The 24,276-nt window shown below is 39.5% G+C and carries 25 protein-coding genes, 1 tRNA gene and 1 other annotated feature; of the genes, 21 read left to right on the top strand and 5 right to left on the bottom strand.

The features are described 5' to 3' along the window. Positions 1-63 precede the first annotated feature (63 nt). Positions 64-149 (top strand) — tRNA-Leu (locus HZL42_RS06630). Between the two features lie 432 nt (positions 150-581). On the opposite strand, the gene HZL42_RS06625 is transcribed toward HZL42_RS06630, so the two are convergent. Next, entirely contained in the window at positions 582-908 is a 327-nt protein-coding gene (locus HZL42_RS06625; RefSeq protein WP_219282795.1) for a hypothetical protein, read from the bottom strand. Between the two features lie 576 nt (positions 909-1,484). Here HZL42_RS06625 and HZL42_RS06620 point away from each other — a divergent pair. After that, on the top strand, positions 1,485-2,936 hold the full coding sequence (locus HZL42_RS06620) for a catalase (RefSeq protein ID WP_219282794.1): 1,452 nt from the start codon (positions 1,485-1,487) through the stop codon (positions 2,934-2,936). 50 nt (positions 2,937-2,986) lie between these two features. Here the strand turns inward: HZL42_RS06620 and HZL42_RS06615 are convergent, their stop codons facing one another. Further along, positions 2,987-4,108 carry an LCP family protein gene (locus HZL42_RS06615; RefSeq protein WP_219282793.1) on the bottom strand — a complete coding sequence of 374 codons (1,122 nt, stop codon included), beginning with the start codon at positions 4,106-4,108 and terminating at the stop codon, positions 2,987-2,989. Positions 4,109-4,318: 210 nt separating this feature from the next. Here HZL42_RS06615 and HZL42_RS06610 point away from each other — a divergent pair, with 210 nt between their 5' ends. From HZL42_RS06610 to HZL42_RS06600, 3 genes are read left to right on the top strand one after another with little or no spacing between them, the layout of a single operon-like run. Beyond that, positions 4,319-5,284, top strand: coding sequence for an AEC family transporter (locus tag HZL42_RS06610; RefSeq protein ID WP_219282792.1), 966 nt, complete (start codon positions 4,319-4,321; stop codon positions 5,282-5,284). Between the two features lie 34 nt (positions 5,285-5,318). Then, complete coding sequence (locus tag HZL42_RS06605; protein ID WP_219282791.1) at positions 5,319-6,281, top strand: DMT family transporter; 963 nt, start codon at positions 5,319-5,321, stop codon at positions 6,279-6,281. 23 nt (positions 6,282-6,304) lie between these two features. Continuing rightward, positions 6,305-6,973, top strand: coding sequence for a 2,3-diphosphoglycerate-dependent phosphoglycerate mutase (locus tag HZL42_RS06600; protein ID WP_219282880.1), 669 nt, complete (start codon positions 6,305-6,307; stop codon positions 6,971-6,973). 128 nt (positions 6,974-7,101) lie between these two features. On the opposite strand, the gene HZL42_RS06595 is transcribed toward HZL42_RS06600, so the two are convergent. Beyond that, positions 7,102-8,436, bottom strand: coding sequence for an aminopeptidase C (locus tag HZL42_RS06595; protein WP_219282790.1), 1,335 nt, complete (start codon positions 8,434-8,436; stop codon positions 7,102-7,104). Between the two features lie 105 nt (positions 8,437-8,541). After that, the gene (gene rpiA / locus HZL42_RS06590) at positions 8,542-9,222 is read right to left on the bottom strand and encodes a ribose-5-phosphate isomerase RpiA (RefSeq protein ID WP_219282789.1); all 681 of its coding nucleotides are present in this window, start codon (positions 9,220-9,222) and stop codon (positions 8,542-8,544) included. A gap of 277 nt (positions 9,223-9,499) precedes the next feature. Here rpiA and HZL42_RS06585 point away from each other — a divergent pair, with 277 nt between their 5' ends. The 16 genes from HZL42_RS06585 (at position 9,500) to mprF (ending at position 23,210) form a co-directional block, all read left to right on the top strand. Beyond that, a complete protein-coding gene (locus tag HZL42_RS06585) occupies positions 9,500-10,039 on the top strand; it encodes a dUTP diphosphatase (RefSeq protein ID WP_219282788.1) in 540 nt (179 codons plus the stop codon). Between the two features lie 14 nt (positions 10,040-10,053). Then, positions 10,054-11,448, top strand: coding sequence for a DNA repair protein RadA (gene radA / locus HZL42_RS06580; RefSeq protein ID WP_219282787.1), 1,395 nt, complete (start codon positions 10,054-10,056; stop codon positions 11,446-11,448). A gap of 76 nt (positions 11,449-11,524) precedes the next feature. Further along, positions 11,525-13,012, top strand: coding sequence for a glutamate--tRNA ligase (gene gltX, locus HZL42_RS06575; protein WP_219282786.1), 1,488 nt, complete (start codon positions 11,525-11,527; stop codon positions 13,010-13,012). Between the two features lie 120 nt (positions 13,013-13,132). Continuing rightward, positions 13,133-14,542, top strand: a complete 1,410-nt coding sequence (gene cysS / locus HZL42_RS06570) for a cysteine--tRNA ligase (RefSeq protein ID WP_219282785.1) — start codon at positions 13,133-13,135, stop codon at positions 14,540-14,542. Then, positions 14,542-14,961, top strand: coding sequence for a Mini-ribonuclease 3 (locus HZL42_RS06565; RefSeq protein WP_219282784.1), 420 nt, complete (start codon positions 14,542-14,544; stop codon positions 14,959-14,961). The genes cysS and HZL42_RS06565 overlap by 1 nt, the downstream gene beginning before the upstream one ends. Beyond that, positions 14,951-15,703, top strand: coding sequence for a 23S rRNA (guanosine(2251)-2'-O)-methyltransferase RlmB (rlmB, locus tag HZL42_RS06560; protein ID WP_219282783.1), 753 nt, complete (start codon positions 14,951-14,953; stop codon positions 15,701-15,703). The genes HZL42_RS06565 and rlmB overlap by 11 nt, the downstream gene beginning before the upstream one ends. Positions 15,704-15,723: 20 nt before the next feature. Further along, the gene (locus HZL42_RS06555) at positions 15,724-16,248 is read left to right on the top strand and encodes an NYN domain-containing protein (protein WP_219282782.1); all 525 of its coding nucleotides are present in this window, start codon (positions 15,724-15,726) and stop codon (positions 16,246-16,248) included. A 128-nt stretch (positions 16,249-16,376) separates the two neighbouring features. Beyond that, positions 16,377-16,970 carry a sigma-70 family RNA polymerase sigma factor gene (locus tag HZL42_RS06550; RefSeq protein WP_219282781.1) on the top strand — a complete coding sequence of 198 codons (594 nt, stop codon included), beginning with the start codon at positions 16,377-16,379 and terminating at the stop codon, positions 16,968-16,970. A 62-nt stretch (positions 16,971-17,032) separates the two neighbouring features. Beyond that, positions 17,033-17,182 carry a 50S ribosomal protein L33 gene (gene rpmG / locus HZL42_RS06545; protein WP_219282780.1) on the top strand — a complete coding sequence of 50 codons (150 nt, stop codon included), beginning with the start codon at positions 17,033-17,035 and terminating at the stop codon, positions 17,180-17,182. A 12-nt stretch (positions 17,183-17,194) separates the two neighbouring features. Beyond that, positions 17,195-17,368, top strand: a complete 174-nt coding sequence (gene secE / locus HZL42_RS06540; protein WP_219282779.1) for a preprotein translocase subunit SecE — start codon at positions 17,195-17,197, stop codon at positions 17,366-17,368. 127 nt (positions 17,369-17,495) lie between these two features. Continuing rightward, complete coding sequence (gene nusG, locus HZL42_RS06535) at positions 17,496-18,044, top strand: transcription termination/antitermination protein NusG (protein WP_219282778.1); 549 nt, start codon at positions 17,496-17,498, stop codon at positions 18,042-18,044. A 121-nt stretch (positions 18,045-18,165) separates the two neighbouring features. Next, positions 18,166-18,588, top strand: coding sequence for a 50S ribosomal protein L11 (gene rplK / locus HZL42_RS06530; RefSeq protein WP_219282777.1), 423 nt, complete (start codon positions 18,166-18,168; stop codon positions 18,586-18,588). 102 nt (positions 18,589-18,690) lie between these two features. Then, positions 18,691-19,383 carry a 50S ribosomal protein L1 gene (rplA, locus tag HZL42_RS06525; RefSeq protein ID WP_219282776.1) on the top strand — a complete coding sequence of 231 codons (693 nt, stop codon included), beginning with the start codon at positions 18,691-18,693 and terminating at the stop codon, positions 19,381-19,383. A gap of 67 nt (positions 19,384-19,450) precedes the next feature. Next, positions 19,451-19,561: a sequence feature (ribosomal protein L10 leader region), on the top strand. A 28-nt stretch (positions 19,562-19,589) separates the two neighbouring features. Beyond that, the gene (gene rplJ / locus HZL42_RS06520) at positions 19,590-20,096 is read left to right on the top strand and encodes a 50S ribosomal protein L10 (protein ID WP_219282775.1); all 507 of its coding nucleotides are present in this window, start codon (positions 19,590-19,592) and stop codon (positions 20,094-20,096) included. A 34-nt stretch (positions 20,097-20,130) separates the two neighbouring features. Continuing rightward, on the top strand, positions 20,131-20,496 hold the full coding sequence (gene rplL, locus HZL42_RS06515) for a 50S ribosomal protein L7/L12 (RefSeq protein ID WP_219282774.1): 366 nt from the start codon (positions 20,131-20,133) through the stop codon (positions 20,494-20,496). 95 nt (positions 20,497-20,591) lie between these two features. Next, positions 20,592-23,210, top strand: a complete 2,619-nt coding sequence (mprF, locus tag HZL42_RS06510) for a bifunctional lysylphosphatidylglycerol flippase/synthetase MprF (protein WP_219282773.1) — start codon at positions 20,592-20,594, stop codon at positions 23,208-23,210. 83 nt (positions 23,211-23,293) lie between these two features. Here the strand turns inward: mprF and nrdF are convergent, their stop codons facing one another. Further along, entirely contained in the window at positions 23,294-24,262 is a 969-nt protein-coding gene (gene nrdF / locus HZL42_RS06505) for a class 1b ribonucleoside-diphosphate reductase subunit beta (protein ID WP_219282772.1), read from the bottom strand. Positions 24,263-24,276: the final 14 nt, after the last annotated feature.

Below are 24,276 nucleotides of genomic sequence, written 5' to 3'. Positions count from 1 at the left end.
TCTAAAAAAATAGTTGCTTATTCCGTGAAAATTTGATATATTTATATATGTTGATTTTCACATGCGGCCATGGCGGAATTGGCAGACGCGCAAGATTAAGGATCTTGTCGGGAGTTTTCCCGGTGGAGGTTCGAGTCCTCTTGGCCGCACTAATTAAAAAGCTGAAACGTAATTTTACGTTTTTGCACTGCACCCCTAAGTTTGTACAAAACTTAGGGGTGTTTTTGTATGGCTAAATATAGTCTAGCATCAGTTGTAACGTCGCTGTTGTCTATATCAAAATGATCTATAATTACATTAGTGTTTGTTGAATCGGTTAAATAACTAGATTGAATAAGACGCAAAGAATCCATATAAGAGGATGTCTAACTATATTGGTAGGAGGGGTTACATATGGTTAGATAAAGTTGAATGATTTGACAATCCTTTGGATAAATTTAAAGCCCACAGAATTGAACATTAGTGTCCTCTCCTCTGTGGGCTGTTTTATGATTAGTTGTGATGAATTTCTTCTTTTATCAGGGGTGTTGTACTTGGTTATAATCGTTTATTAAATAATTGGAATCAAAATTATTTAAGCATTATAAATGAGCTTTTTTTCTTCTTAATGTATTTTTTGCTAGCGAGTATCCTTTTACAAAATTATAAATTTCTATTGCTCTGTTATTGAATAACATATTAATTAAATAAATTAGTTTTACAGGGTAGTGCTTAAATTTGTTACGAATTTTATAATCATTTAATGCTTGATTATATCCTAATTGGAAATCTTTACTTTGATGGCGAAACATGTTGTAGTTTACACCTTGGGGGATTCCGCCAGAAAAATTATAATTCTCATAATTTTTCTTTGCAAAATCATAGTTTCCGTTTTCATAATTTTTTTTGACAAAGTCATGTAAATTCATACATACAACTCCTTAAGCAACACACATTTTAAAAAATTACCCGTACAGGACTCTAACCTATAATTCTGCTCTTATAAGCAGCGTCTTAAACAATTTGAACAACGAGTATGATATCATCCTAGCATAAAATAAAAATTAGTAAAGAGGAAGTATTGAAAATAAATCAACTTTATTTTTATTAATTTTAGCTAATCTGTTAAATAGAATACCTTTTTTATAAACATAATTAGAAAAGTGATCTATTATACAATTTATAATTATCGATAGTATGTCTCGGAAGAGTGACTGTTTAGATAACTTTCCCATGGAATCATTTTTACATATGATGAAAGCAGAAGTAATGGAAACTGCATACGAATCTAAGGATAATTATAATCAGACTAAAAAATAGGCAGGAAGTCCCCTATCCATTACCGGGAACTTTTCCGCCTAGGAAAAATAAAATATTAATGTATGAACTTTAGAGTGCACATCAGCTTCAGCTTTTTTTGTGGCCTTTTTATTTGTTAAAAAAGTGACACCGTGTTACCATTTAATCTGTAACAGATGTTTTATATATTAAAAGGAGTGGTTCACATGACAGATAAGATCAAAACAGCTGAAGGCCAACCATGGGCCGATAATAATCATTCGCAAACAGCTGGAAACCGTGGCCCTGTTTTAATGCAAGACTACCAACTATTAGAAAAATTAGCCCATTTTAATCGGGAAAGAATCCCAGAACGGGTTGTTCATGCCAAGGGTGCTGGGGCTAAGGGTGTCTTTAAGCTCACGCATGACATGAGTAAGTACACTAAAGCTGATTTATTTAACGGCAAACCAGGCAAGGAAACCCCAATGATTATTCGGTTTTCACAAGTGGCTGGTGAATCTGGTTACCCTGATACTGAACGGGACGTTCGGGGATTTGCATTAAAATTCTACACGAATGATGGAAATTACGATGTGGTAGGAAATAATACGCCAGTGTTCTTCGTTAACGATCCATTGAAGTTTCCAGACTTTATTCACTCTCAAAAGCGGGAACCAGACACCCACTTAAGAAGCCAAGATATGCAATGGGACTTCTGGGCGCACTCTCCTGAATCAGTTCACCAGGTTACCTACTTAATGGGTGATCGTGGGAATCCAGCTAGTTATCGCGAGATGAATGGTTATGGTAGCCACACTTATAAATGGGTGAACGCTAAGGGCGAAGCATTTTGGGTTAAATATCACTTTATGAGCGAACAAGGGGTAAAAAACATGTCCAACGAAACTGCAGCGAAAACAGCTTCCAAGGATACCGATTTCTTACTCCATGACCTCTACGATGCAATTGATAAGGGTGACTACCCTAAGTGGAAGGTAATGGTTCAAATCATTCCTTACGAAGAAGGGTTGAACTACAAGAAGGATATCTTTGATGTTACCAAAGTAGTAAACCATGCTGACTACCCACTTCAAGAAGTTGGGGAATTCACTTTAAATGAAAACCCAACGAACTACTTCGATGATGTTGAAGAAGCTGCCTTTTCACCTGCTAACTTAGTCCCTGGAATCGAAGCATCACCAGATAAACTACTGCAAGGCCGTTTATTTGCATATAAGGATGCAGAACGATACAGATTAGGGGCTAACTATGAACAACTACCAATTAATCGCCCTAAGAATGGCCGTCCTAAAAACTATGAACGGGATGGATTCATGGCTCAAGGTCAAGACAACGCCGTTAACTATGAACCAAATGGTGAAGGGGGCCCAGTTGAAGATCCCCATGCTAACATTAAGCCATTTAAGGTTGAAGGGGATGCTGGCAACTACAAGACCTATGATGTAGATTACTATTCAGATGCCGGAGCACTTTATCGGGTAATGACACCTGAAGAACAAGACCGTTTGGTTGATACAATTAAGGGGACCCTTGGAACCGTTAAAAGCCATGAAAATAAAGTCTTAGAAACCCGTCAGTTTTATAATGCTGATCATGAATATGGTCAACGAGTTGCTGAAGCGTTAGGCTTAGATATGGATGAAATTACCAAATAATTATTGATAAATAAAATACCGACCAGGGAAATTACCCTGATCGGTATTTTTTAATATCCAGTTGTGGTTGAACTAGAATTATATGTTTGTGAAGTAGTACCGTCTGTACTAGTCGACGTCCCATCCGTAGTCGTTCCCGTGCCGCTTCCATCATCATCGGTTGAACTTTGCGTTGATGATAAACTAGAAATTGAGCTTAGGTTTAAGTTTTTCCGGATGTAGTTTGAAACCCGTAATAGTTCGTTTTCGGGAGCTACTTGGTAATCAATTCCGTCAATAGTAGCATCCTCACCCTGGAGGGTATCTGATTTAATGTGGTGGGTTGCATCCCCGTAACGGGCCCGCATTGATACCATGTCGTTAAATGTAATGTCGGTTTTGAGGTTTCCATTAAGTGATTCTAGAATTTCCTTGTAACGAGGTAATGAAGAAATTTTCATTGCTTTAAGCACTAGCTTTTGAAGAACTTCTCGTTGCCGCTTTTGGCGACCGTAATCACCAGTTGGATCTTCGTGCCGCATTCTGGAATAATCAAGTGCTTGCTTACCATTTAAGGTCACTTTTTGGCCCTTCACCACGTTAGCATTACCATATTTAAACGTTAGTGGCGGGTTCACTTCGACTCCTCCAACTGCATTGACCATTTTTTCTAGACCGCCCATATTAATGATGGCGTAAAAATCAATTGGAACGTTTAGAAGGTTTTGAACCGTTTGAACGGCGGTTGATGGACCCCCAATCGTATAAGCGGCGTTAATCTTTTCGTATGGTTGGGAGTCACCAGGAACGGTAACCTTGGTATCACGAGGGATACTTGTGATTGAAATGTTTTCCTTCTTCGGGTTAACTGTAACAACCATCATCGTATCGGTCCGACCCATGTCATCACGACCCAATGCCCCGGTATCAGTCCCTAACAGGAGGACTGAGAAGGGTTTATCCTTATTAATTACTGAAGATACATTCCGTAGCTTGTGGGTGTCACCAGCTTCGAAAGTCTTATCAAAAGTTTTCTGAGCGCTATTATAAGCGTTATATAGGTAAATTAGCCCAGCTGTTAAGATAATCAATAAGATAATGATAAACGTCCATAATTTTTTATGAGTCCGTTTTTTAAAATGGGTTCGCTCCTCACGCCGTTTATAATCATTATTTTCGTTTGAATTGTTCATATTTTACTTACCCCATTATATATTTTGGTTTCGATTTTAAACAATATGTTTGCATTATAAGAAAAATCGAGTTGAATCACAACCGAGATTGCCATATTTAACATCAATTTAATATTTAACATTCAAGCAGGATAAAAAATATTAGCTAATTTTATGCTATAATTCAAATTATAATTCTAACTTACATTTAAAGATTGGATGTGGTTTTATTTGGCAGTTTTTGAGAATAGTATTTCTGGAATCGTTGTGATTCTACTAATGATTTTGTTGGGATTCTTCCTAGCAAAGCGGGGTTGGTTTGATGATAAATCAACTAAGCTTATTGCTAAGATTGTTACCCAGGTTGCCTTACCAGCTTACATGATCAGTACAATTACTAGTAAGTTTACGGCCAAAACCCTTTTACATACGTTACCGGACTTGAGATTTCCAGTAATCTCAATGTTAATTTTATTTGGAATTTCAGTGGCGGTTGCAAGGGCGTTACGGATTGCTAAGTACCACCGGGGCCTTTTTGAATCAATGTTTTTTAATTCCAACACTGTTTTCGTTGGGCTCCCAGTTAACCTAGCGTTATTTGGGGACCGAAGCCTGCCATACGTGCTAGTTTACTACATGGCTAACACGACGTTCTTTTGGACGCTTGGGGTCTATTTAATTCAACGGGATGGGGACGCTGATAGTAAATTTAATTTAAAGCAAACCCTAAGGAAAGTTTTCTCGCCACCATTGCTTGGCTTTATTGTTGCTGTAATTATGGTTTTATTGGACATTCCGAAAATTCAAATTGTTCACCCCATTTTGAAATCATTCTTAGAGAGTTGTGACTACGTCGGTGGCCTAACTACGCCACTATCGATGCTCTTTATTGGAATCGCTGTTTCAAAGGTCAGCATTCAAGACGTTAAGTTTAACCGGCTTAACTGGGGAATTTTATTAGGTCGGTTCATTATGGCTCCCTTGCTAATGACATTGCTTGTAACGTTTACTTCGATGCCCATTTTAATGAAGCAGGTGTTTATTTTACAATCAGCAATGCCAGTAATGACGAATGCACCGGTAGTTTCTAAACTATACAATGCCGATGATAAGTACGCATCGTTAATGGTAACTGAAACAACGTTGTTGAGCTTAATTGTGATTCCAATTTTAATGACGTTGGTCCAAAAGTTTTAGATTAATCAATATTAGATAAGGAAGCGACTTTGTTTTGCGAAAGACTCTTTTGTATGTTTTAATTTCAACTTTCATGTTTAGTTCGATGGAAATTGCGCTAAAGAGTGTGCAGGGTGTTTTTTCACCAATTCAGTTAAATTTGATTCGATTTTTTATTGGGGGGTTAGTGTTACTCCCGATTGCAATCAAGCATAATCATGATAATGATCAGCAGTTTACCAAGAAGGATTTTTTAGTATTTGCATTAACTGGTTTTCTATGTGTGATCGTAAGTATGACACTTTATCAACTGGCAATTGAGCATGATGAAGCAGCAACGGTTGCCGTATTATTCAGTTGTAATCCGGTATTTGCATTGTTATTTGCGTTTATAATTTTACGAGAACGAATTGGTCGCTTGAATTTGATTTCAATGCTATTATCAATAGTGGGATTATTAGTAATTGTTAACCCCACTAAACTTACGAATCCGTTGGGAATTTCACTAGCGGTGGGCTCTGCAGTTACCTTCGGGCTCTATAGTATCGTATCACGCTGGTCTTCAGTGGTAAGTGGGTTTGATGGACTAACAATGACTTGTTACACGTTTATTGCTGGCTCGATTGAATTGTTTGGGTTAACTTTAATTTCTAAAATTCCATTCGTTTCAAACGGTCTAAAAGCTGCTAGTTTCACAAGACCGTTTGCTGATATTCCAGTGCTACAGAATGTTAGTCCCCATTATTTTTGGATTTTACTATTTATTTGTGTTTGTGTTACCGGAGGCGGATTTGCATTTTACTTTTTAGCCATGGATCGTGGTGGAGTTTCAATGGCGTCACTGGTCTTCTTCATCAAGCCAGGGCTTGCCCCCATCTTAGCGTTATTGATATTACATGAAACGCTGTCCATTAACACAATCATTGGGATTATCATTATTTTGATTAGCTCGGTCATTACCTTTATGGGTAACCAGACTAAAACGAATCGTTCTGAAATGAAGGATGCTATTGAATAACTAACATGGAAAGTGTGGGATTAATGGTGCTTTTAACTTTAATGCGGCATGGGGAAAGTTTAGCCAATGCTAATAATGTTTTTACCGGATGGAATGACGTTCCATTGACCGATAATGGAATTGCTCAAGCCCATGTTGCTGGTCAGAAGATTAGAGCAACTGGGACTTTGTTCAGTGATGTTCACACTTCCTTTTTAATTCGAGCAATTGACACCACCAATATTGTTTTAGATGAGATTGAACAAGCGTTTATTGATGAACACAAGTCATGGCGGCTAAATGAACGGCACTATGGAGCCCTTCGGGGGCAAAATAAGCAGGCTGTTAAGCAACGGGTAGGGGAAGCCCAGTTTGTGCAGTGGCGGCGTAGCTTTGATGCGGTCCCACCACTCTTAAAACAGCGGGACCATGATTACCGTTACGAACGACTAGGGGTGTTAGAACCGCTAGGAGAGAGTCTCAAAATGGCGTATGAACGCATTATGCCTTACTGGGTGGATTCGATTGCGCCCCGATTGTTGGATAACCATAACCAACTGGTGATTGCCCATGGGAGTACACTACGAGCGTTAATTAAGTATCTAGAAAGAATTGACGATCAATCGATTGATAAGGTTGAGGTTCTCAATGGGGCCCCGATTCAATATGAATTGGATGGGCAACTGAACATTGTTAATAAACAAATCCTATAGATAATAAGGGTCACCTACCAGTTTAACTGGCGGGTGGCCCTTTTACCTGTAAATAAAAACTAGGCGGAGCTAACCGAGCAAGTCTCGATTATTTCCGCCTAGCAGGAAAACGATTTTAATTTCAGTTATTAAGCAAGAGTTCCCATTGGATCCCATGGATCTAAGACGATTGGGTCTTTTTCTTGGGCCTTCTTTAATTCATCTGAAAGGTATTTCTTATTGATAACAACTTGGTAAGCGAACTTTCTGAACCATGATTCACTCATTACGAAGTAACCATCAGTTCCAACTTTCTTACCCCAACTGTTTTCAACCTTCCACTTAGTTGGCTTGCCGTCAACTAAATCCACTCCGGTAATAACCATTGCATGGTCCATTACACTTTCACCGTAGTCTAATTGTTCAGCCTTAGTTAAGCTAAGGTCGGTATCAAATAGTTCGGCTCTGGAGTAAAGCTTGTCGTCCATGATTCCTTGTTGACGGTCGGAAGCTTGGCCAACATCACTACCAAACCAAACAGTTTCACCATTCTTAAGTTGCTTAACAGCTAGTTTTTCAAAGTCATCGATTGAAAGGTTTAAATGCTTAACTTGTCTTCCACCAACAACGTTTCCTAACAATTCAACAGTGTATGTTTGCTTGTAAGGCTTGTCGTCAGTAGGGGAGTTAATGATTGAAACGTAGTCTTCCAAATCAAGCTTGATGTATTTTTCGTAGAATTTCTTAGGAGTAAGGTCCTTAGCGATATGGTAGTTGTTATCCTTATCCCGGTATTCAAAATCAAACTTCTTAACTGGTTCACCTAAGGCGTATACTAATACGCGGTAGATTTCGTTAAGCATTTGATCCTTCTTTTCGGCAATTTTATCTTTTGCGGCACCGTCGTTAACGAGGTTTCTCAAAATCATTGCATCTCTTCTAAGCTTTAAGTTTAAAACGCTGTTTAGATCAGCAGAGTTATTACTGTTAAAGGTTTCAGACATTGCTGATTGAGGAACAACCCCGTATTTTTCAACTAAGGCACAAAGCATATCCCATTGGCCACCATCTTGTTGTGGAGCGGCAAGTAAGAAGGATACTTTTCTAGAAGTCCGTTTCTTATCAGCGGTGTTTAGAATGTTTTCTAAGAAGAAGTTTGACTTTTCAAACTTGTCCCAGAAGTTAATGTAGTTTTGGGATAGCTCAAAATTACCCTTTAGGTTGAATTCATTTGCAACCTTGTGACGAAGAGTATTTAAGGCAGCGAACGTCCAACAACGACCACTGCGCTTTTGGTTAGCAACGTCGCCGGTTTCTAGTTCAATTGAGAAAACGGGCTTGTTGGCAACTTCTGAACTGTAGTTAGCGCTGACTGCATTAACCCCTTGGTGTGAAACAGCACGTTCAATAACCTTTGCATCTTTACGTTTTTCTAAATCAGATTGATAGTTTTTGATATCATCTGAATGGATACTTTTACTCATTCGATTCACTCCCTAATTTAATATCAAGCAATATCCATATTGTACAACAAAAAAATGATAAATAAAAAACAAAACCACGCAGCTTTGCTTTTTATTTATCATTTCTTATCTAGCTTGAATCGTTTGGGGACCATCTGGGTGGCCGACAATAATTGTATTTACTAGGTCTAAGAACAATCCATGTTCAACAACCCCGGTCATATCCTTTAGGTTTCTAGCCAGCTTATGAGGATCACCAATTTTACCCAGTCCGAGGTCAATAATATAGTTTTTTGAATGGGTTAAGATAAACCGATTCCCATCCATTCTAAACTTGGGGTTATAGCCGCGCTTTTTAAACTTTTTGAATAGTTGTTGACTTCCATATGGAATTACCTCAACTGGAAGTGGGAATGAACCAAGCTGTTTGGTTAACTTGGATTCATCAACGATCCAAATGTTTTTCCGGGAGTTAATTGCCACGATTTTTTCCCTAAGATGGGCAATGCCACCACCCTTGATTCCCTGGTAGTTTGCATCGATTTGGTCAGCGCCATCAATGGTTAGGTCAATGTGATCAACTTGGTCAATATCCTTAATGATAATGCCCAATTGAGTTGCTCGTTTAGCGGTTCGATTTGAGGTAGGAACTCCAATGATGTTTAGGTGTTCGTTTTTAACACGTTCCCCTAACGCCTCGACCAGATACTTTACAGTTGAACCAGTTCCTAACCCAACGGTCATCCCATCTTCAACGTATTTCACAGCTTCAATCCCAACTATTTTTTTTAAATCGTCTTGGTTCATCTCGTCTGCCCCTCTAGAATTTAATAAGTGCACTGTCAACTTCAAGAACTATATTAATCAATCGATTAAATTCCAACACATTTATTCGTTAACAATAATTGTCTCAAAAAATCATTCAATAAGCAATTTAAGATTTAACATTTATTGATAATTGCCTAAAACTTTTAGCAAAATCTAATTAATTTGAATTATTTTACGTAAATGATTGGTGGGTACTGATTTAAAAATCAGATGATAGTATAATCTGGTTATTAATTCTAATTAGGGACGTGAAATGATGAATCGTGGATTTCAAATTGTAACCAAATATAAGAATCAGGGGCTAAGTTTACCATTTCGGGCTACCAAACAAGCTGCTGGGTATGACTTTGCCAGCGCTGAGGATTTTACGCTGCCATCGATTTGGAAACTCAACTTCTTAAAGGTATTGTGGGCCATCCGGCATTCACAAGCGGTTAGTGATGAACAGTTGGATGATGCTAAGCAGATTTTGAAGCCATACTTAGTACCCACTGGAATCAAGGCCTATATGAATGATAATGAAGTGTTAATCATTGCTAACCGTTCCAGCAATCCGCTTAAGCGGGGAATGTACCTCCCAAATGGGATTGGGGTTATTGATGCCGATTACTATGATAATCCTAATAATGAGGGAGAAATTTTTGTTCAAATGATTAATTTTGGCCTGGTTGATCGTAAAATCAAAAAGGGTGAACGAATCGCCCAGGGAATCTTTATGCCATTCTTAGTGGCTGATAGTGATGACCAAAGTCAAGCTCAGCAACGGGCTGGTGGCTTTGGATCATCTGGTAAATAGGAAGGGATGTTTATGTGGCAAAGGTAAAGACCCAATACGTTTGTGATAACTGCGGCTACATTTCACCGCGCTTTTTAGGTCGGTGCCCGAATTGCGGGAGGTGGAATACGTTAGTGGAAGAGATTGTAAAGCCACAATCAGGGACTACTAGCAGTGCTAAAAAAATTTCGCCAAGCCGGACTGATTTTGACGGTAGTGCCACTAAGCCAGAGTTAGTTGGTCAGATCAAGTCCCACACTGAAATGCGGGTTAAGACTAACTCAGAAGAATTTAATCGTGTTTTAGGGGGCGGCATCGTTCCGGGTTCGCTAATTTTAATTGGTGGGGACCCTGGGATTGGTAAATCAACGTTGTTATTGCAAATTTCAGGCGAACTGAGCAGCACTGGCCATAAGATGCTCTACGTTTCTGGTGAAGAAAGTGCTAATCAGATTAAGCTAAGAGCCGATCGATTGGGCGTAGCTAGTGACCAGCTCTACATTTATCCAGAAACTGATATGGATGCAATTCGGCATTCGATTGAGGAGTTAAAACCAGCTGCGGTTGTGATTGATTCGGTCCAAACGGTTGAAGAACCAGCAATTCAGTCCGCAATTGGTTCGGTGGCTCAGGTGCGCGGCATTACGTCCGACTTAATGAACATTGCTAAGTCCAAGGGAATTACGATCTTTGTTGTCGGCCACGTTACCAAGGGCGGAGCCTTAGCGGGACCGAAGACTTTGGAACACATGGTAGATACGGTGCTTTACTTTGAAGGTGACATGCACCATTCCTACCGGTTATTGCGGGCGGTAAAGAATCGGTTTGGATCAACCAATGAGTTAGGCGTTTTTGAAATGCGTGAAGGTGGTTTAAAGGAAGTTCGGAATCCATCCGAGATTTTTCTAGAGGAACGGTTGCGGGATGCCACTGGATCGGCCATCGTGGTTTCGATGGAGGGGACTCGGCCCATCCTAGTTGAAATTCAGGCACTAATTACCCCGTCCATCTTCGGCAACGCCCAGCGAACGGCATCGGGGCTGGATCGCAATCGGGTGTCGTTAATCATGGCGGTCCTGGAAAAACGGGCTGGATTGATGTTACAAAATCAAGATGCTTACTTGAAAGCTGCTGGTGGTGTAAAATTAAATGAACCAGCCATTGATTTAGCAATGGCAGTGAGCATTGCCTCTAGTTACAAGGATCTCGGGACCGAGCCATCCGAATGCTACATTGGTGAAATTGGATTGACCGGTGAAATTAGACGGGTCACTAGGATTGAACAGCGGGTGGCAGAAGCCCAGAAGTTAGGATTCAAACGGGTGCTAGTGCCTAAAAATAACCTTAGTGGATGGACACCTCCCACTGGGATTCAGGTAGTTGGGGTAGCAACTCTCCGCGAGGCCCTTTCGGTGGCCCTGCAAAAATAAGGGTGAGTAATAGTCAGGCAAAAAGTTAAGAATATGTTATAATTAATAACGATTTTAGTAAAAGAGGGGAATAGAATTGGCTAAGAATTCGATTCGAGTTAGATACGCACCAAGTCCTACTGGACACTTACACATTGGAAATGCTAGAACTGCAATTTTCAATTATCTTTTTGCCCGTCATAATAAGGGTAAGTTCATTATCAGAATTGAAGATACTGATACAAAACGAAACGTTGCTGACGGGGAAATTAGTCAGTTAGATAATTTAAAGTGGTTAGGGTTAGATTGGGATGAAGGTCCTGATAAGCCTGGTGACTTCGGACCATACCGTCAATCAGAACGGCGTTCCATTTACGAACCACTAATTCAAAAATTATTGGATGAAGGCAAGGCCTATGAATCATACCGGACGGAAGAAGAATTAGCTGCTGACCGGGAAGAACAAAAGGCCCGTGGTGTGATGCCCCACTACGAATATGAATTTGAGGGCATGACCGAAGATGAAAAGAACCAAAAGATTGCTGACGCTAAGGCTAAGGGTCTCAAGCCAGTAATTCGGTTTAAGGTGCCAAAGAACCACGACTACAAGTGGGACGATATGGTTAAGGGACCGTTATCATTTAATTCCGACAGTATTGGTGGGGACTTCGTAATTGCTAAGCGGGACGGAATGCCAACCTACAACTTTGCCGTTGTAGTGGATGACCACTTAATGGAAATCAGCCACGTCTTTAGAGGGGATGACCACGTTTCAAACACCCCTAAGCAATTAATGATTTACGATGCTTTTGGTTGGGATGCACCTAAGTTCGGCCACATGAGTTTAATTACCAGCGCTGATTCCGGTAAGAAGTTAAGTAAGCGGGATGAATCCATCATCCAATTTATTGAACAATACCGTGACTTGGGATACCTTCCTGATGCAATGTTTAACTTCATTACCCTATTGGGTTGGTCTCCAGTGGGAGAAGATGAAATCTTCTCCAAACAACAATTCATTAAGATGTACGACTACACGCGGTTGAGTAAGTCACCCGCTAAGTTTGATAACAAAAAGTTGGAATGGATCAATAACCAATACGTTAAATCAAGCGACGAAGATGTTGTGATGGATCTAGCACTGCGCCAATTAATTGCAAAGGGCAACATTCCTGCCAATCCAGATGCTAAGACGGTGGAATGGGCTCGAAAGTTAATTAATGTCTACAAACAACAAATGAGTTACATGGCTCAAATCAACGAAATGGCTGATGTCTTTTTCCACGAACCAGATCAAGTATCTGGAGACGCGCTTGAAGAAATTAGTAACGATACCGCTCCAGTGGTATTAGAGGAATTTGCTAAGCGGGCCAAGGAATTAGATATCTTTGACAAGGTTGAAATTCTAAAAACAATCAAGGCGGTTCAAAAGGACACTAAGATTAAGGGTCGGAAGCTATGGATGCCAATCCGAATTGCCGTTACCCATGAAATGAGTGGTCCTGAATTACCAGAATCAATTGAATTAATTGGTCGGGACAAGGCACTTGAACACATTGAACAAACATTAAAGCAAATTAATTAATTAAAAAAGGGTTTCATTAACGGTAAATTATCGTTAACGAACCCTTTTTTATTGTTAATTATTGATTAGTTTATGCTAAAATGAAAATACTATTAAATATGTTAGATTGGGGTGTAGGGTGTGTTAAAAATTTACAATACATTAACTCAAGCAAAAGAAACATTTGAACCAATTCATCCAGGAGTAGTGAATATGTACGTCTGTGGACCCACCGTCTATAACTACATCCACATTGGTAACGCACGCAGTGTCGTTGCCTTTGATACAATTCGGCGTTACCTAGAATACTGTGGCTATCAAGTAAATTACGTTTCTAATTTTACCGATGTTGACGATAAGATGATTAACGTTGCCAAAAAAGAGGGGATTACGGTTCCTGAGCTAGCTGATAAGTTCATTGCTGCTTTTATGGAGGATACCAGGGCATTAAACGTTGAACCAGCAACTAAGCATCCCCGTGCAACCGAAAACATTCCAGAAATTATTGAATTCGTTAAGGCCCTAGTCGATAAGGGTTATGCATACGTTGTTGATGGGAACGTTTACTATCGAGCTCGGAAGTTTAAAAGCTATGGACTATTGGCTCACGAAAGTATTGATGAATTAGAGGCTGGTGCTAGCCAACACGTTAGTGACGAAGAGACCGCCCAAAAGGAAGATCCAATTGATTTTGCCCTTTGGAAGATCCAAAAAGGTGATGAAATTGCATGGGACTCACCATGGGGAAAGGGACGTCCGGGTTGGCATATTGAATGTTCAGTAATGTCCACTAAGTACCTGGGTGAAACAATCGATATCCATGGTGGTGGAATTGATTTGGAATTTCCCCACCACGAAAATGAACGAGCCCAAAGTCAAGCTAAGACTGGCAAGCAGTTTGTTAACTACTGGATGCACAATGGGTTTGTAACCGTTGGTGATGATAACGAAAAGATGAGTAAGTCATTAGGGAATTTCGTTACCGTTCATGACTTAGTTAAGACTACTGATCCCAAGGTAGTGCGTTTCTTGATGTCAACAACTCAATACCGGCGGCCAATTAATTACAACCCAACGAACTTAAATACGGCGGCTGCTAATCTAAAGAAGATTCAAACGGCGTATACAAACCTAACCTACCGTTTGAAGGATGCTGATGAATATAATGATCCTAAGGTTGATCAAGAAATTAGACAAATTCAAGCCGACTTTCAAGATGCGATGGACGATGATTTCAACGCTCAAAATGGAATTGACAAGGTCTATGAACTTGCTAAGCTGGGGAACGTTTATTCAGAACGACCATTAGTCTTTAAGGATACCGTCAAGTTAATTTTACAACGTCTCCGTCAGTTAGCCGGAATCTTTGGAATTCAATTTGAAGTGGCTAAATTAGACGATCAAAAGGTCGAAGCATTAATTCAAGAACGAAATCAAGCGCGTAAGGATCGTAACTTTGAACGGAGCGATCAAATTAGAGAAGAACTCAAAGCGCAGGGAATTGTGCTAGAAGATACAGCACAGGGAACCCGATTTAGAAGGGAATCATAATGACAGATAATAACGTCGATTATAATCAATTAAATGGAATTGTACTTGCTTATCTAGGGGACTCCGTTTATGAGGTTTATATTCGCAAGCACCTCCTAACACTAGGGATTACTAAACCGAATCGCCTTCAAAAAGTGGCAACAAAGTACGTTTCTGCAAAGGCCCAGGCAGCGTTGATTAATCTAATGGAAGCCGATGGAATCCTTTCTGATGAAGAACAGGCCGTGTTTAAGCGAGGCCGGAATGCGAAAAGCTACACCCATGCCAAAAACACTAGTGTTGTTACCTATCGAATTTCAACTGGATTTGAAGCGTTAATGGGCTACCTATCATTAAGTAACCAGTTGGATCGACTGAATTACTTAGCGAATTGGTGTATAGAACAGGTTGATAACGGGAGAATTGTTCATGAAAAGTAATGATGATTTTGTAATTGGTCGCCACCCTGCAGTTGCGGCATTAAGAAGTAAGCAGGAAATTAACAAGGTGTTTCTTCAAGATGGCATTAAAAAAACAGATTCAGTTGTTAGCGAAATTATTAAACTGGCTAAGGGTCGTCATCTGATCGTCTCAATGGTGCCAAAGGCCAAGCTGGATTTACTTTCAGATCACCAGAACCACCAAGGAGTGATTCTAGCAATTGCTTCTTATAAATACGCAACAATTGACGATTTGTTTGAAAATGCAGCTAAAAAGGGAACGGATCCGTTTTTTGTGATTTTGGATAGTATTGAGGATCCTCATAATCTGGGCTCAATTATGAGAACTGCTGACGCTGCTGGGGTTTCTGGAATTATCATTCCAAAGCACCGGGCGGTTGGCTTAACTTCAACGGTTGCCAAAACATCTGCTGGAGCAATCGAACGGGTTCCAGTGGCACGGGTAACTAATTTAGTACAAACTGTAAATGAATTGAAGGACCGCAACGTTTGGATTTTTGGAACCGATGTTAATGGCACAGACTATCGGAAGTGGAATGGAAATGGCGCGGTTGCTTTGATTATTGGAAACGAGGGAAAGGGAATTGCACCCCTTTTGAAGAAACAGGTTGATGAAATGTTGACCATTCCAATGGTTGGGCAATTGCAAAGTTTAAACGCCAGTGTAGCTGCTGGACTACTAATGTATCAATGTTTTAACTCCAGAAATCCATTATCATAAAGTAATGGAGTTGAATGTATATGAAAGAGGAGTTGTTATTGGTTGATGCTTATAATGTTATTGGGAGTTGGCCAGAATTAAACGAACTGAAGTTGGATAATCGATTACCAGAAGCACGTGATGAATTATTACGAATTTTATCAGAATACAAGAAGTATCGAAAAATTAATATGGTAATAATTTTTGATGCGATGTACGTGCCGGGAATGGCCAAAAAAGATAAGCATTATAACCTAGATGTGGTTTGGACCAGTAAGGATGAAACCGCAGATAGCTATATTGAATCCTTAGCCCGTAAAAAGCAATCCCGATTTACACAGGTAATTGTAGTAACCAGTGATCAAGCTGAACAGTGGACTGTCTTTTCAGCTGGGGCGTTAAGACTATCATCTCGCGACTTGTTACAAGATGTGAAGCGGGCAAAAAAGGAAATCACGCGCCATGTTCATAGTTATAAGAACCTCGGTAGTGGTCGCAATTCACCGTTTTCAGACCAGCAGTTAAACAAACTGGCACGGCTTCGGGATCACCTTTCTGGTAAATAATGGGATTAAGTAAATATTAATCTATTAATATTTTAAAATTGGTCCATTTGTTAAGAATAAACGTTCGCTTGTTGACAACCAACCTTTTTGCTAAATTGATCTTAAGTTTAGAAAAGGAGTTGTCCGAAGTGACTATTAATCACGAAATGATTACCCAAGAAACGAATTTAATTCGTGCGATTCAATCCGGGGATGAGAGCGCTATTGCGGTTCTTTTTAAGAAGTATACCCCCGTTGTTAATAAGATTTGGCGTCAGTATTTCATTAATGGAATGGAACGGGAAGATTGGCACCAAGAGGCAATGATTGTGTTAATAAGAATTATTGAACAATACGATTGTGATCGAGGGGTCAGCTTCGGAAGCTTCTATCGACAGGCCTTAAAAAATCGCTTTTTTGATTTGATTCGGCGTAAAAATGCTAAAAAACGCTTACCCGATAGTGCAGTTAGTTCATTCGATGCGTTTGAGAATTTCTATTCCGATACTGTAATGGATTTGAGTGCTGTTTGTCCTGAAAAAATCATCTTGCAAAACGAGCAAATTGAGGTGGTTTTAGGGCGGCTATCGATTCTAGAGCGCGGAATTTTACTGGAAATGTTTAAAACCACTACGATTCGTGAAATTGCAATTAAATATAATTGTTCAGAAAGTAAAATTGTAAATGCGTTTGAACGTTGCAAGCGCAAATTTAACCAATACCGCGACGAAATGAATGGTTAGCGATGTTTGACTAGCAAAGTTTAACATGCTAATATTTAAATGATTACGTAGGGGGTATTCCTATGTCAAAAAACAAATTAGTATTAGCATGTTCAGTGTGTGGGGCTCGGAACTACGTTACCGATGATAACCCAAACCGAACTGAAAGATTAGAAGTTAAGAAATTCTGCAAGCATTGCGGAAAGCATACTTTGCATCGAGAGACACGCTAGTAGGAGGATCTTATGCGATTCATTAATTTTTTAAAGAGCGTTGTACAAGAAATGAAAATTGTTGTTTGGCCTAATGCTAAACAAACCCGGGAAGATACTTCAACTGTTTTAGGGGTTGCGGTTCTTTTCTCGATTTTCTTTGCGGTTGTTGATAGTTTAGTTCAGATACTATTAAAACTCTTATAAAATATGAAAAACCTACAATGTGAGGTTTTTTTATTTTGGAATTTTTTTGCATAATTAAGTCTGATTAGTTATTATGATATAATATTCTTGATATATTGTCGGATTAAAGATAAAGGAGCAATCTGGAATGGTAGAATCAGCAGAAAAGCAATGGTATGTTCTACATACTTACTCTGGTTATGAAAACCGTGTTAAAGCTAACATTGAATCACGTAAGGAATCAATGGGGATGTCTAATTATATTTTTAGAGTTGTCGTTCCCGAACAAGAAGAACACGAAGTTAAAAATGGAAAAGATAAGATTAAAATGGATAAGACGTTCCCTGGATACGTTTTAATTCAAATGGTTATGACTGACGAATCTTGGTACGTTGTTCGAAACACTCCAGGAGTAACTGGTTTTATCGGTTCTCACGGACAAGGGAGTAAGCCTACGCCACTACTTCCAGAAGAAGTAGAATTAATCTTAAGCCGCTTGGATCAAGCTCCTGAAACCAAGGAAATTGATGCTAAGGTTGGGGATACCGTTACGATTATTGATGGTGCTTTTTCAGGATTATCTGGAAAAATCATTGAAATTGATAATGAAAAAGCCAAGCTCAAGGTTGATATTGATATGTTTGGTCGAGAAACTAGTGCTGAATTAGACTTTAATCAAGTTAAACCAATTGAATAAAAGTTTGAAACAGAATTAGTTTTGTGTTATATTTACTTTTGTATGTTTTTGCATATGTTGAAAGTGGGAGGAGAAATTTCTATCTCCATTTACCACACACGGACTTAAGGAGGTATGTCTCGTGGCTAAAAAAGTAGCTAATGTAGTTAAATTACAAATTCCTGCGGGTAAAGCAACACCCGCTCCTCCAGTTGGACCTGCTTTAGGTCAAGCTGGAATTAACATCATGGGATTCACTAAGGACTTTAATGCCCGTACCGCTGATCAAGCTGGTACTATCATCCCAGTTGTTATTACTGTTTTCGATGACCGTTCATTTGAATTCATCACTAAGACTCCACCAGCTTCTGTATTATTAAAGAAGGCTGCTGGAATTCAAAAGGGTTCTGGTGAACCTAACACTAACAAGGTAGCAGAAGTTACCAAGGATCAAGTGAAGGAAATCGCCGAAACTAAGATGAAAGATCTTAACGCAGCTGATGTAGAAGCCGCAATGCGTATGGTCGAAGGTACTGCACGCAGTATGGGGATCACTGTTAAGTAATTTCATTCATACTGTGGGTAGGCCCCGATACTCTAATCAATGTTAGGGTGTCAAGTGGGAGGTTTATCCGTTATAACCACAATTGCAAGGAGGAAAATACACATGGCTCGTAATAGAGGTAAAAAATACCAAGATGCACTTAAGCAAGTAGACCGCGAAAAGGCTTACTCTGTTGAAGATGCAGTTAACTTGGTTAAGAAAATTGATTTTGCAAACTTTGACGCAAGTGTCGAAGTTGCATTTAACTTAAATGTTGATACTAAGCAAGCTGACCAACAATTGCGTGGTGCTACTGTGCTACCAAATGGTACTGGTAAGGATCAAACGGTTGTTGTATTTGCTAAGGGTGACAAGGCTGCTGCTGCTAAGGAAGCTGGCGCTGACTTTGTTGGTGATGCTGATTTAGCTGAAAAGATTCAAGACGGTTGGTTAGACTTTGACGTCGCAATCGCTACTCCTGATATGATGGCTCAAGTTGGTCGTCTTGGTCGGGTTCTTGGACCTAAAGGTTTAATGCCAAACCCTAAGACTGGTACTGTTACGATGGACGTTGCTAAGGCTGTTAATGATGCCAAAGCAGGTCAAGTTACTTACCGTACTGACCGTGACGGAAACGTTGCTGTTTTAGTTGGTAAAGTATCATTCGATGCTGACAAGCTAGTTGGTAACTTAAAAGAAATTGAGAACATTATTGCTAAGAACCGCCCTGCTTCAGTGCGTGGAACTTACATTAAGAACATTTCAATCGCTTCAACATTTGGCCCTGGGGTTAAGGTTGACGTTGAATCATTCTAGATTATTAATTTAGGATCAAAATAAAAAATCCTCATATTGACTGCGATTATCACTTGTGGTATAGTTAGTCTGTTATATAAATCTACCTAAGACTCAGGTGGCATTTGCCTTAAACATCCTGCCGAGGAATTCGATTCTCTCTATGTCTGGGTAGGCGTGGGGATTTTTTTATTTAAATCCCAAAAAACTTTGGGAGGTGAAAATGGATGCGTAAAGATGTTTTAGCTGCTAAGGAAGAATTAGTAGCAGAATTTACAAAGAAATTGCAAGATGCTAACTCTGCGATCGTTGTTAACTATCGTGGGTTAGACGTTGCTGACGTTACCGATTTACGTAAGCAATTACGTGATGCTGACGTTTCATTTAACGTTATTAAAAACAACGTTATCAGCCGTGCTGCTGAAAAGGCAGGTTATGACGAATTAAAGGATATCTTTAAGGGACCTACTGCAGTTGCCTTCTCTAACGAAGATCCAATTGCTCCCGCAAAGATTTTGAAGAACTTTGCTGACAATAATGACGCACTTGTTATCAAGGGTGGTATGATTGAAAAGAAGGTTGCTTCATTAGATGAAATTAATGAATTCGCTTCATTACCAAGTCGTGACGAATTACTTGCTACTCTTGCTAACGTATTGCAAGCTCCTATTCGGAACGTTGCTTACGGTGTTAAGGCAATTGCTGACAGTAAAGACGACGATAGTGCCGCTTAAAAATTAAAATTTATCCAAAATGGAGGAAAATAAAATGGCTTTTGATAAAGAAAATATTATTGCTCAACTTAAAGATGCTTCAATTACTGACTTAAACGACTTAGTTAAGTCAATCGAAGATGAATTTGGTGTTTCAGCTGCTGCTCCAGTTGCAGCTGCTGGTGCTGCTGGTGGCGCTGGTGCCGCTAAGGATTCATTCGACGTTGAATTAACTTCAGCTGGTAGTGCTAAGATCAAGGTTATCAAGGCAGTTCGTGAAATCACTGGTGCTGGCTTGAAGGACGCTAAGGACATGGTTGATGGCGCTCCTGCAGTTGTTAAGGAAGGCGCTTCAGAAGAAGAAGCTAACAAGCTCAAGGAACAACTTGAAGCTGCTGGTGCTACTGTTACCCTTAAGTAATTTTAGTATTAAGCTTAAAGCGTGTGGCATTTATGATGCCATGCGCTTTTTTGCTTTTTTGTTGGAATGAAATTTAGATATGGAGGGCACTTCCGTTGAAATCTTTATATCAAGGAACCAAAGACTTCTTTTTTAAGCACCTAAAGGTTATCCGGATTCTATTTATTTTCTCAGTTTTGATTTTTTCAATTCGTGAATTTGGTAAAATTATTTCTGAAGTTAACGGTAGTCAAGTCAAGGCTAGTTTTGAAAGTCAGTCGCCCGTAGCATTGATCATTATGCTAGTGTTGGGATTAGTCGCAGTGCTACCCATGTTAATTTATGATTTCACGATTGTAAAATTCCTACCTGGAAAGTTTAATCCATTCTACATTCTAAAAACAGGTTGGATTACGAATTCATTTACCAACATTTTAGGGCTAGGTGGTTTAATTGGGGCTAGTCTGCGAGCAAACTTCTATAATGAAAATGCCAAACCAAAGGAAATTTTATATGCAATTTCTAAGATTGCCCTATTCCTATTAGCTGGACTTTCCACTTATTGTTGGATCTCGTTAATCATGATATTTGGGTTCGATATGGATGGAATCTTATCGAATTACTGGCCCTTCCTATTTGCTGGTGCTTTGTACTTTCCAATTGTTTTCATTATTACACGGGTAAATAACTCCGCCTTTTTTGAAGATTTAACCCTAAGGCGAGAAGTAACCCTGATCTTAGGATCTTGCTTAGAGTGGGGGAGCTGTGCCGGATTATTCATCATTATCGGTTCTTTAATGCACGTGGATGTTAATATGGCATCTGTATTCCCGCTATTTATTATTGCTAATGTAATGGGAGTAATTGGAATGACCCCCGGTGGACTAGGTGGGTTTGACTTAACCATTACCACCGGATTGATTCTATTAGGGGTTGATAAGCCGCAAACGTTAGTATGGCTAGCACTATACAGAATCTTCTATTATGTAATTCCGTTTATTATCGCACTGATTCTTTTTATTCATGATTACGGAAAACGCATCAATGAATTTTTAGATGATATTCCAAAAACGGTTTTCCAAAGAACCGCACAATTATTAATGACGTGTTTCCTTTACTTTTCAGGAATTATGTTGTTACTTTCGATTACGTTGCCGAACGTGGTACTAGTAAATAGTTTTTACCTCTCATTTGAGCCGTATACATTTTACTTCCTAAACCAACTCTCCACGATTATCGTTGCTTTTATCCTAATCGGATTGGCCCGTGGTTATGGATCACGGGTTTACCGCGCTTTTTGGCCAACGTTAGTGGTATTACTAATTGCAATCTGTAATACCCTTTGGAAGGAAAGTTTTCCAGTTAACATGTCGATTCTATCGATTGTCTTATTGCTATTACTATGGGCTTCCAAGGGTTCGCTATACCGCTCCCGTTTATCATATTCATGGGGTCAAAGAATCATGGATGTAATTATCTTTACATTCACGTTCACTGCTTATACGTTTCTTGGGGTATACAATCGATTCCATCATAACTTCCGGCACGGTCCGTTTAAGGGCTTCTTCCAACAGCCCAATGCATACCTATTCCCATCGCAACAGGTTTGGTTTGCTGGTTTCTTAGGGCTGCTAGCTGCTTCGTTGATTCTAGTAATTATCTATCGTTACTTCTCAACGAAGGAGAATGACTGGTTAGACCAGCCATTTAATGCTGAACGGATTCGAAGCATCATTGATGAGTTTGGGGGCAACGAAGTTAGCCACCTGGCATTTGTTCGTGATAAACAAATTTACTTTTATTCTGAAGATGATCAAGACCAAGTCTTCTTCATGTTCAAACGAAAAGCAAATAAACTAGTAATCATGGGTGAACCAGTGGGAAATAAGACTAAGTTTTCTAACGCAATCGATCAGTTCATGATTGATGCCGATAAGATTGGTCTTTCACTGGTATTCTATGAAGTTGGTGAGAAGTTCACCATGATTCTGCATGAAAAGGGATTTGACTTCACCAAGGCCGGTGAAGAGGGAATGGTTGAACTCAGCAAGTTTACGCTAGTTGGGAAAAAGCACCGTGGTGAACGGGCGTTAATGCATAAATTTGAACGGGATGGGTATGAATTTTCAATTGTGAACCCACCTTTCGATGATCAATTTATGGATGAATTAAAAACCATCTCTGATCAATGGCTAAATGGTAATTCTGAAAAGGGCTTTTCACTTGGTTACTTTGATCCATATTACTTAAACCAGGCCCCAATTGCGATTATGAAGAATAAAGACGGGCGGGTGGTAGCATTTGCTAACATTATGCCGACTGGTGAACATGAAGTGACATCAATTGATTTGATGCGTTCTAGTGATGATGCACCTTCCGGAATCATGGATGGAATCTTCATTAACCTTTTCCAATATTCACTGGAAAATAAGTACCAATACTTTAATTTAGGAATGGCACCACTTTCAAATGTGGGCCGCTCACGATTTAGTTTTATTGACGAAAAGATTGCAAACTTAGTTTATAAGTATGGCCAATCTTTCTATAGTTTCCAAGGGTTAAGATCCTATAAGGAAAAATACGTTAACGTTTGGGTTCCCCGTTACATTGTTTATCGGCGAAAGAGTTCGCTGATCTTTACAATGCTTCAAATTCTGTTACTAGTTAACGAACGGGTGGGCGATGAACGGCCCCGGGGACCATTTAAGATTATTTCACAGTTCTCATCTAAATAAACCAAAACGACGGAGTTAAATTTTAATTCCGCCGTTTTTTTATGCAATAAAAAAATGCTCCCCAGAGGGAACACTTTTAGCAACTATTTTTTAGGCCGCCCAATGTTATAATCATCATTATTCATTGCTTCTACTTGTCCTAAGCGGTATCCATTTCCAACTTGGGAGAAGAAGTCATGGTTAGCAGTTGAAGTGGAAATTCCATTCATTACGATTGGATTAACGTCATCTGCAGTATCTGGGAACATTGGATCTTGTCCCAGGTTCATGAGGGCTTTATTAGCATTGTAACGGGTGAATGTAAGGACTTCATCAGACCAACCAACTTGGTCGTAAAGAACGTGAACATACTTTTCTTCGTTTGCGTATAGCTCATAAAGAAAATCGTACATCCAGCTCTTGATAGATTCCTTTTCAGCATCAGGAAGTTGGTTAAATGCTAATTGGAACTTGTAACCAATGTAGGTACCGTGAACTGATTCATCCCGTAAAATTAACTTGATAATTTCAGCCACGTTCGGTAACTTGTTATTACCAAGGTACCAAAGGGGAGTGAAGAATCCAGAATAGAATAGGAACGTTTCGAGAAACACGCTTGAAACCTTTTTCTTTAGTGGATGGCTATCATCATGGTAAAGGGTGTAAATCTGCTTCGTCTTATTTTGCAAGAATTCTTCACTGTCACTCCATTCAAAGATCTCCTTAATTTCTTCATTGGTGTTTAAAGTGGAAAAAATGGATGAGTAACTTTTCGCATGAACTGATTCCATAAATTGAATGTTATTCAAAACTGCGGTTTCGTGAGGGGTCCGAACGTCCTGGCGTAGGGCGGCCATTCCGTCTTGGGACTGCAATGTATCTAGTAGTGTAAGCCCACCAAAAACGTGGCTAACGACCCACTTATGATCTTCATCTAGACTTCGCCAGTCATGAAGATCATTTGAAAGGGGGATTCTGGTGTCTAACCAAAATTGTTCGGTTAGTTTTTCCCAGGTCGCCTTATCGATTTCATCGTTAATGGCGTTCCAATTAATTGCTTTATAATTTTCCATGAAGCTCTCCTATC

This window comes from Lactobacillus sp. Sy-1 (assembly GCF_019303535.1).
Taxonomy (GTDB): domain Bacteria; phylum Bacillota; class Bacilli; order Lactobacillales; family Lactobacillaceae; genus Nicoliella.
This window is presented reverse-complemented; position numbering and strand designations above follow the sequence as displayed.

Coding starts and splice junctions, on each gene's coding strand:
- HZL42_RS06625 (WP_219282795.1), bottom strand. CDS start 908: ATGAATTTACATGACTTTGTCAAAAAAAATTATGAAAACGGAAACTAT.
- HZL42_RS06620 (WP_219282794.1), top strand. CDS start 1,485: ATGACAGATAAGATCAAAACAGCTGAAGGCCAACCATGGGCCGATAAT.
- HZL42_RS06615 (WP_219282793.1), bottom strand. CDS start 4,108: ATGAACAATTCAAACGAAAATAATGATTATAAACGGCGTGAGGAGCGA.
- HZL42_RS06600 (WP_219282880.1), top strand. CDS start 6,305: ATGGTGCTTTTAACTTTAATGCGGCATGGGGAAAGTTTAGCCAATGCT.
- HZL42_RS06595 (WP_219282790.1), bottom strand. CDS start 8,436: ATGAGTAAAAGTATCCATTCAGATGATATCAAAAACTATCAATCTGAT.
- rpiA (WP_219282789.1), bottom strand. CDS start 9,222: ATGAACCAAGACGATTTAAAAAAAATAGTTGGGATTGAAGCTGTGAAA.
- HZL42_RS06585 (WP_219282788.1), top strand. CDS start 9,500: ATGAATCGTGGATTTCAAATTGTAACCAAATATAAGAATCAGGGGCTA.
- HZL42_RS06565 (WP_219282784.1), top strand. CDS start 14,542: ATGACAGATAATAACGTCGATTATAATCAATTAAATGGAATTGTACTT.
- rlmB (WP_219282783.1), top strand. CDS start 14,951: ATGAAAAGTAATGATGATTTTGTAATTGGTCGCCACCCTGCAGTTGCG.
- HZL42_RS06555 (WP_219282782.1), top strand. CDS start 15,724: ATGAAAGAGGAGTTGTTATTGGTTGATGCTTATAATGTTATTGGGAGT.
- rpmG (WP_219282780.1), top strand. CDS start 17,033: ATGTCAAAAAACAAATTAGTATTAGCATGTTCAGTGTGTGGGGCTCGG.
- secE (WP_219282779.1), top strand. CDS start 17,195: ATGCGATTCATTAATTTTTTAAAGAGCGTTGTACAAGAAATGAAAATT.
- nusG (WP_219282778.1), top strand. CDS start 17,496: ATGGTAGAATCAGCAGAAAAGCAATGGTATGTTCTACATACTTACTCT.
- rplA (WP_219282776.1), top strand. CDS start 18,691: ATGGCTCGTAATAGAGGTAAAAAATACCAAGATGCACTTAAGCAAGTA.
- rplJ (WP_219282775.1), top strand. CDS start 19,590: ATGCGTAAAGATGTTTTAGCTGCTAAGGAAGAATTAGTAGCAGAATTT.
- rplL (WP_219282774.1), top strand. CDS start 20,131: ATGGCTTTTGATAAAGAAAATATTATTGCTCAACTTAAAGATGCTTCA.
- nrdF (WP_219282772.1), bottom strand. CDS start 24,262: ATGGAAAATTATAAAGCAATTAATTGGAACGCCATTAACGATGAAATC.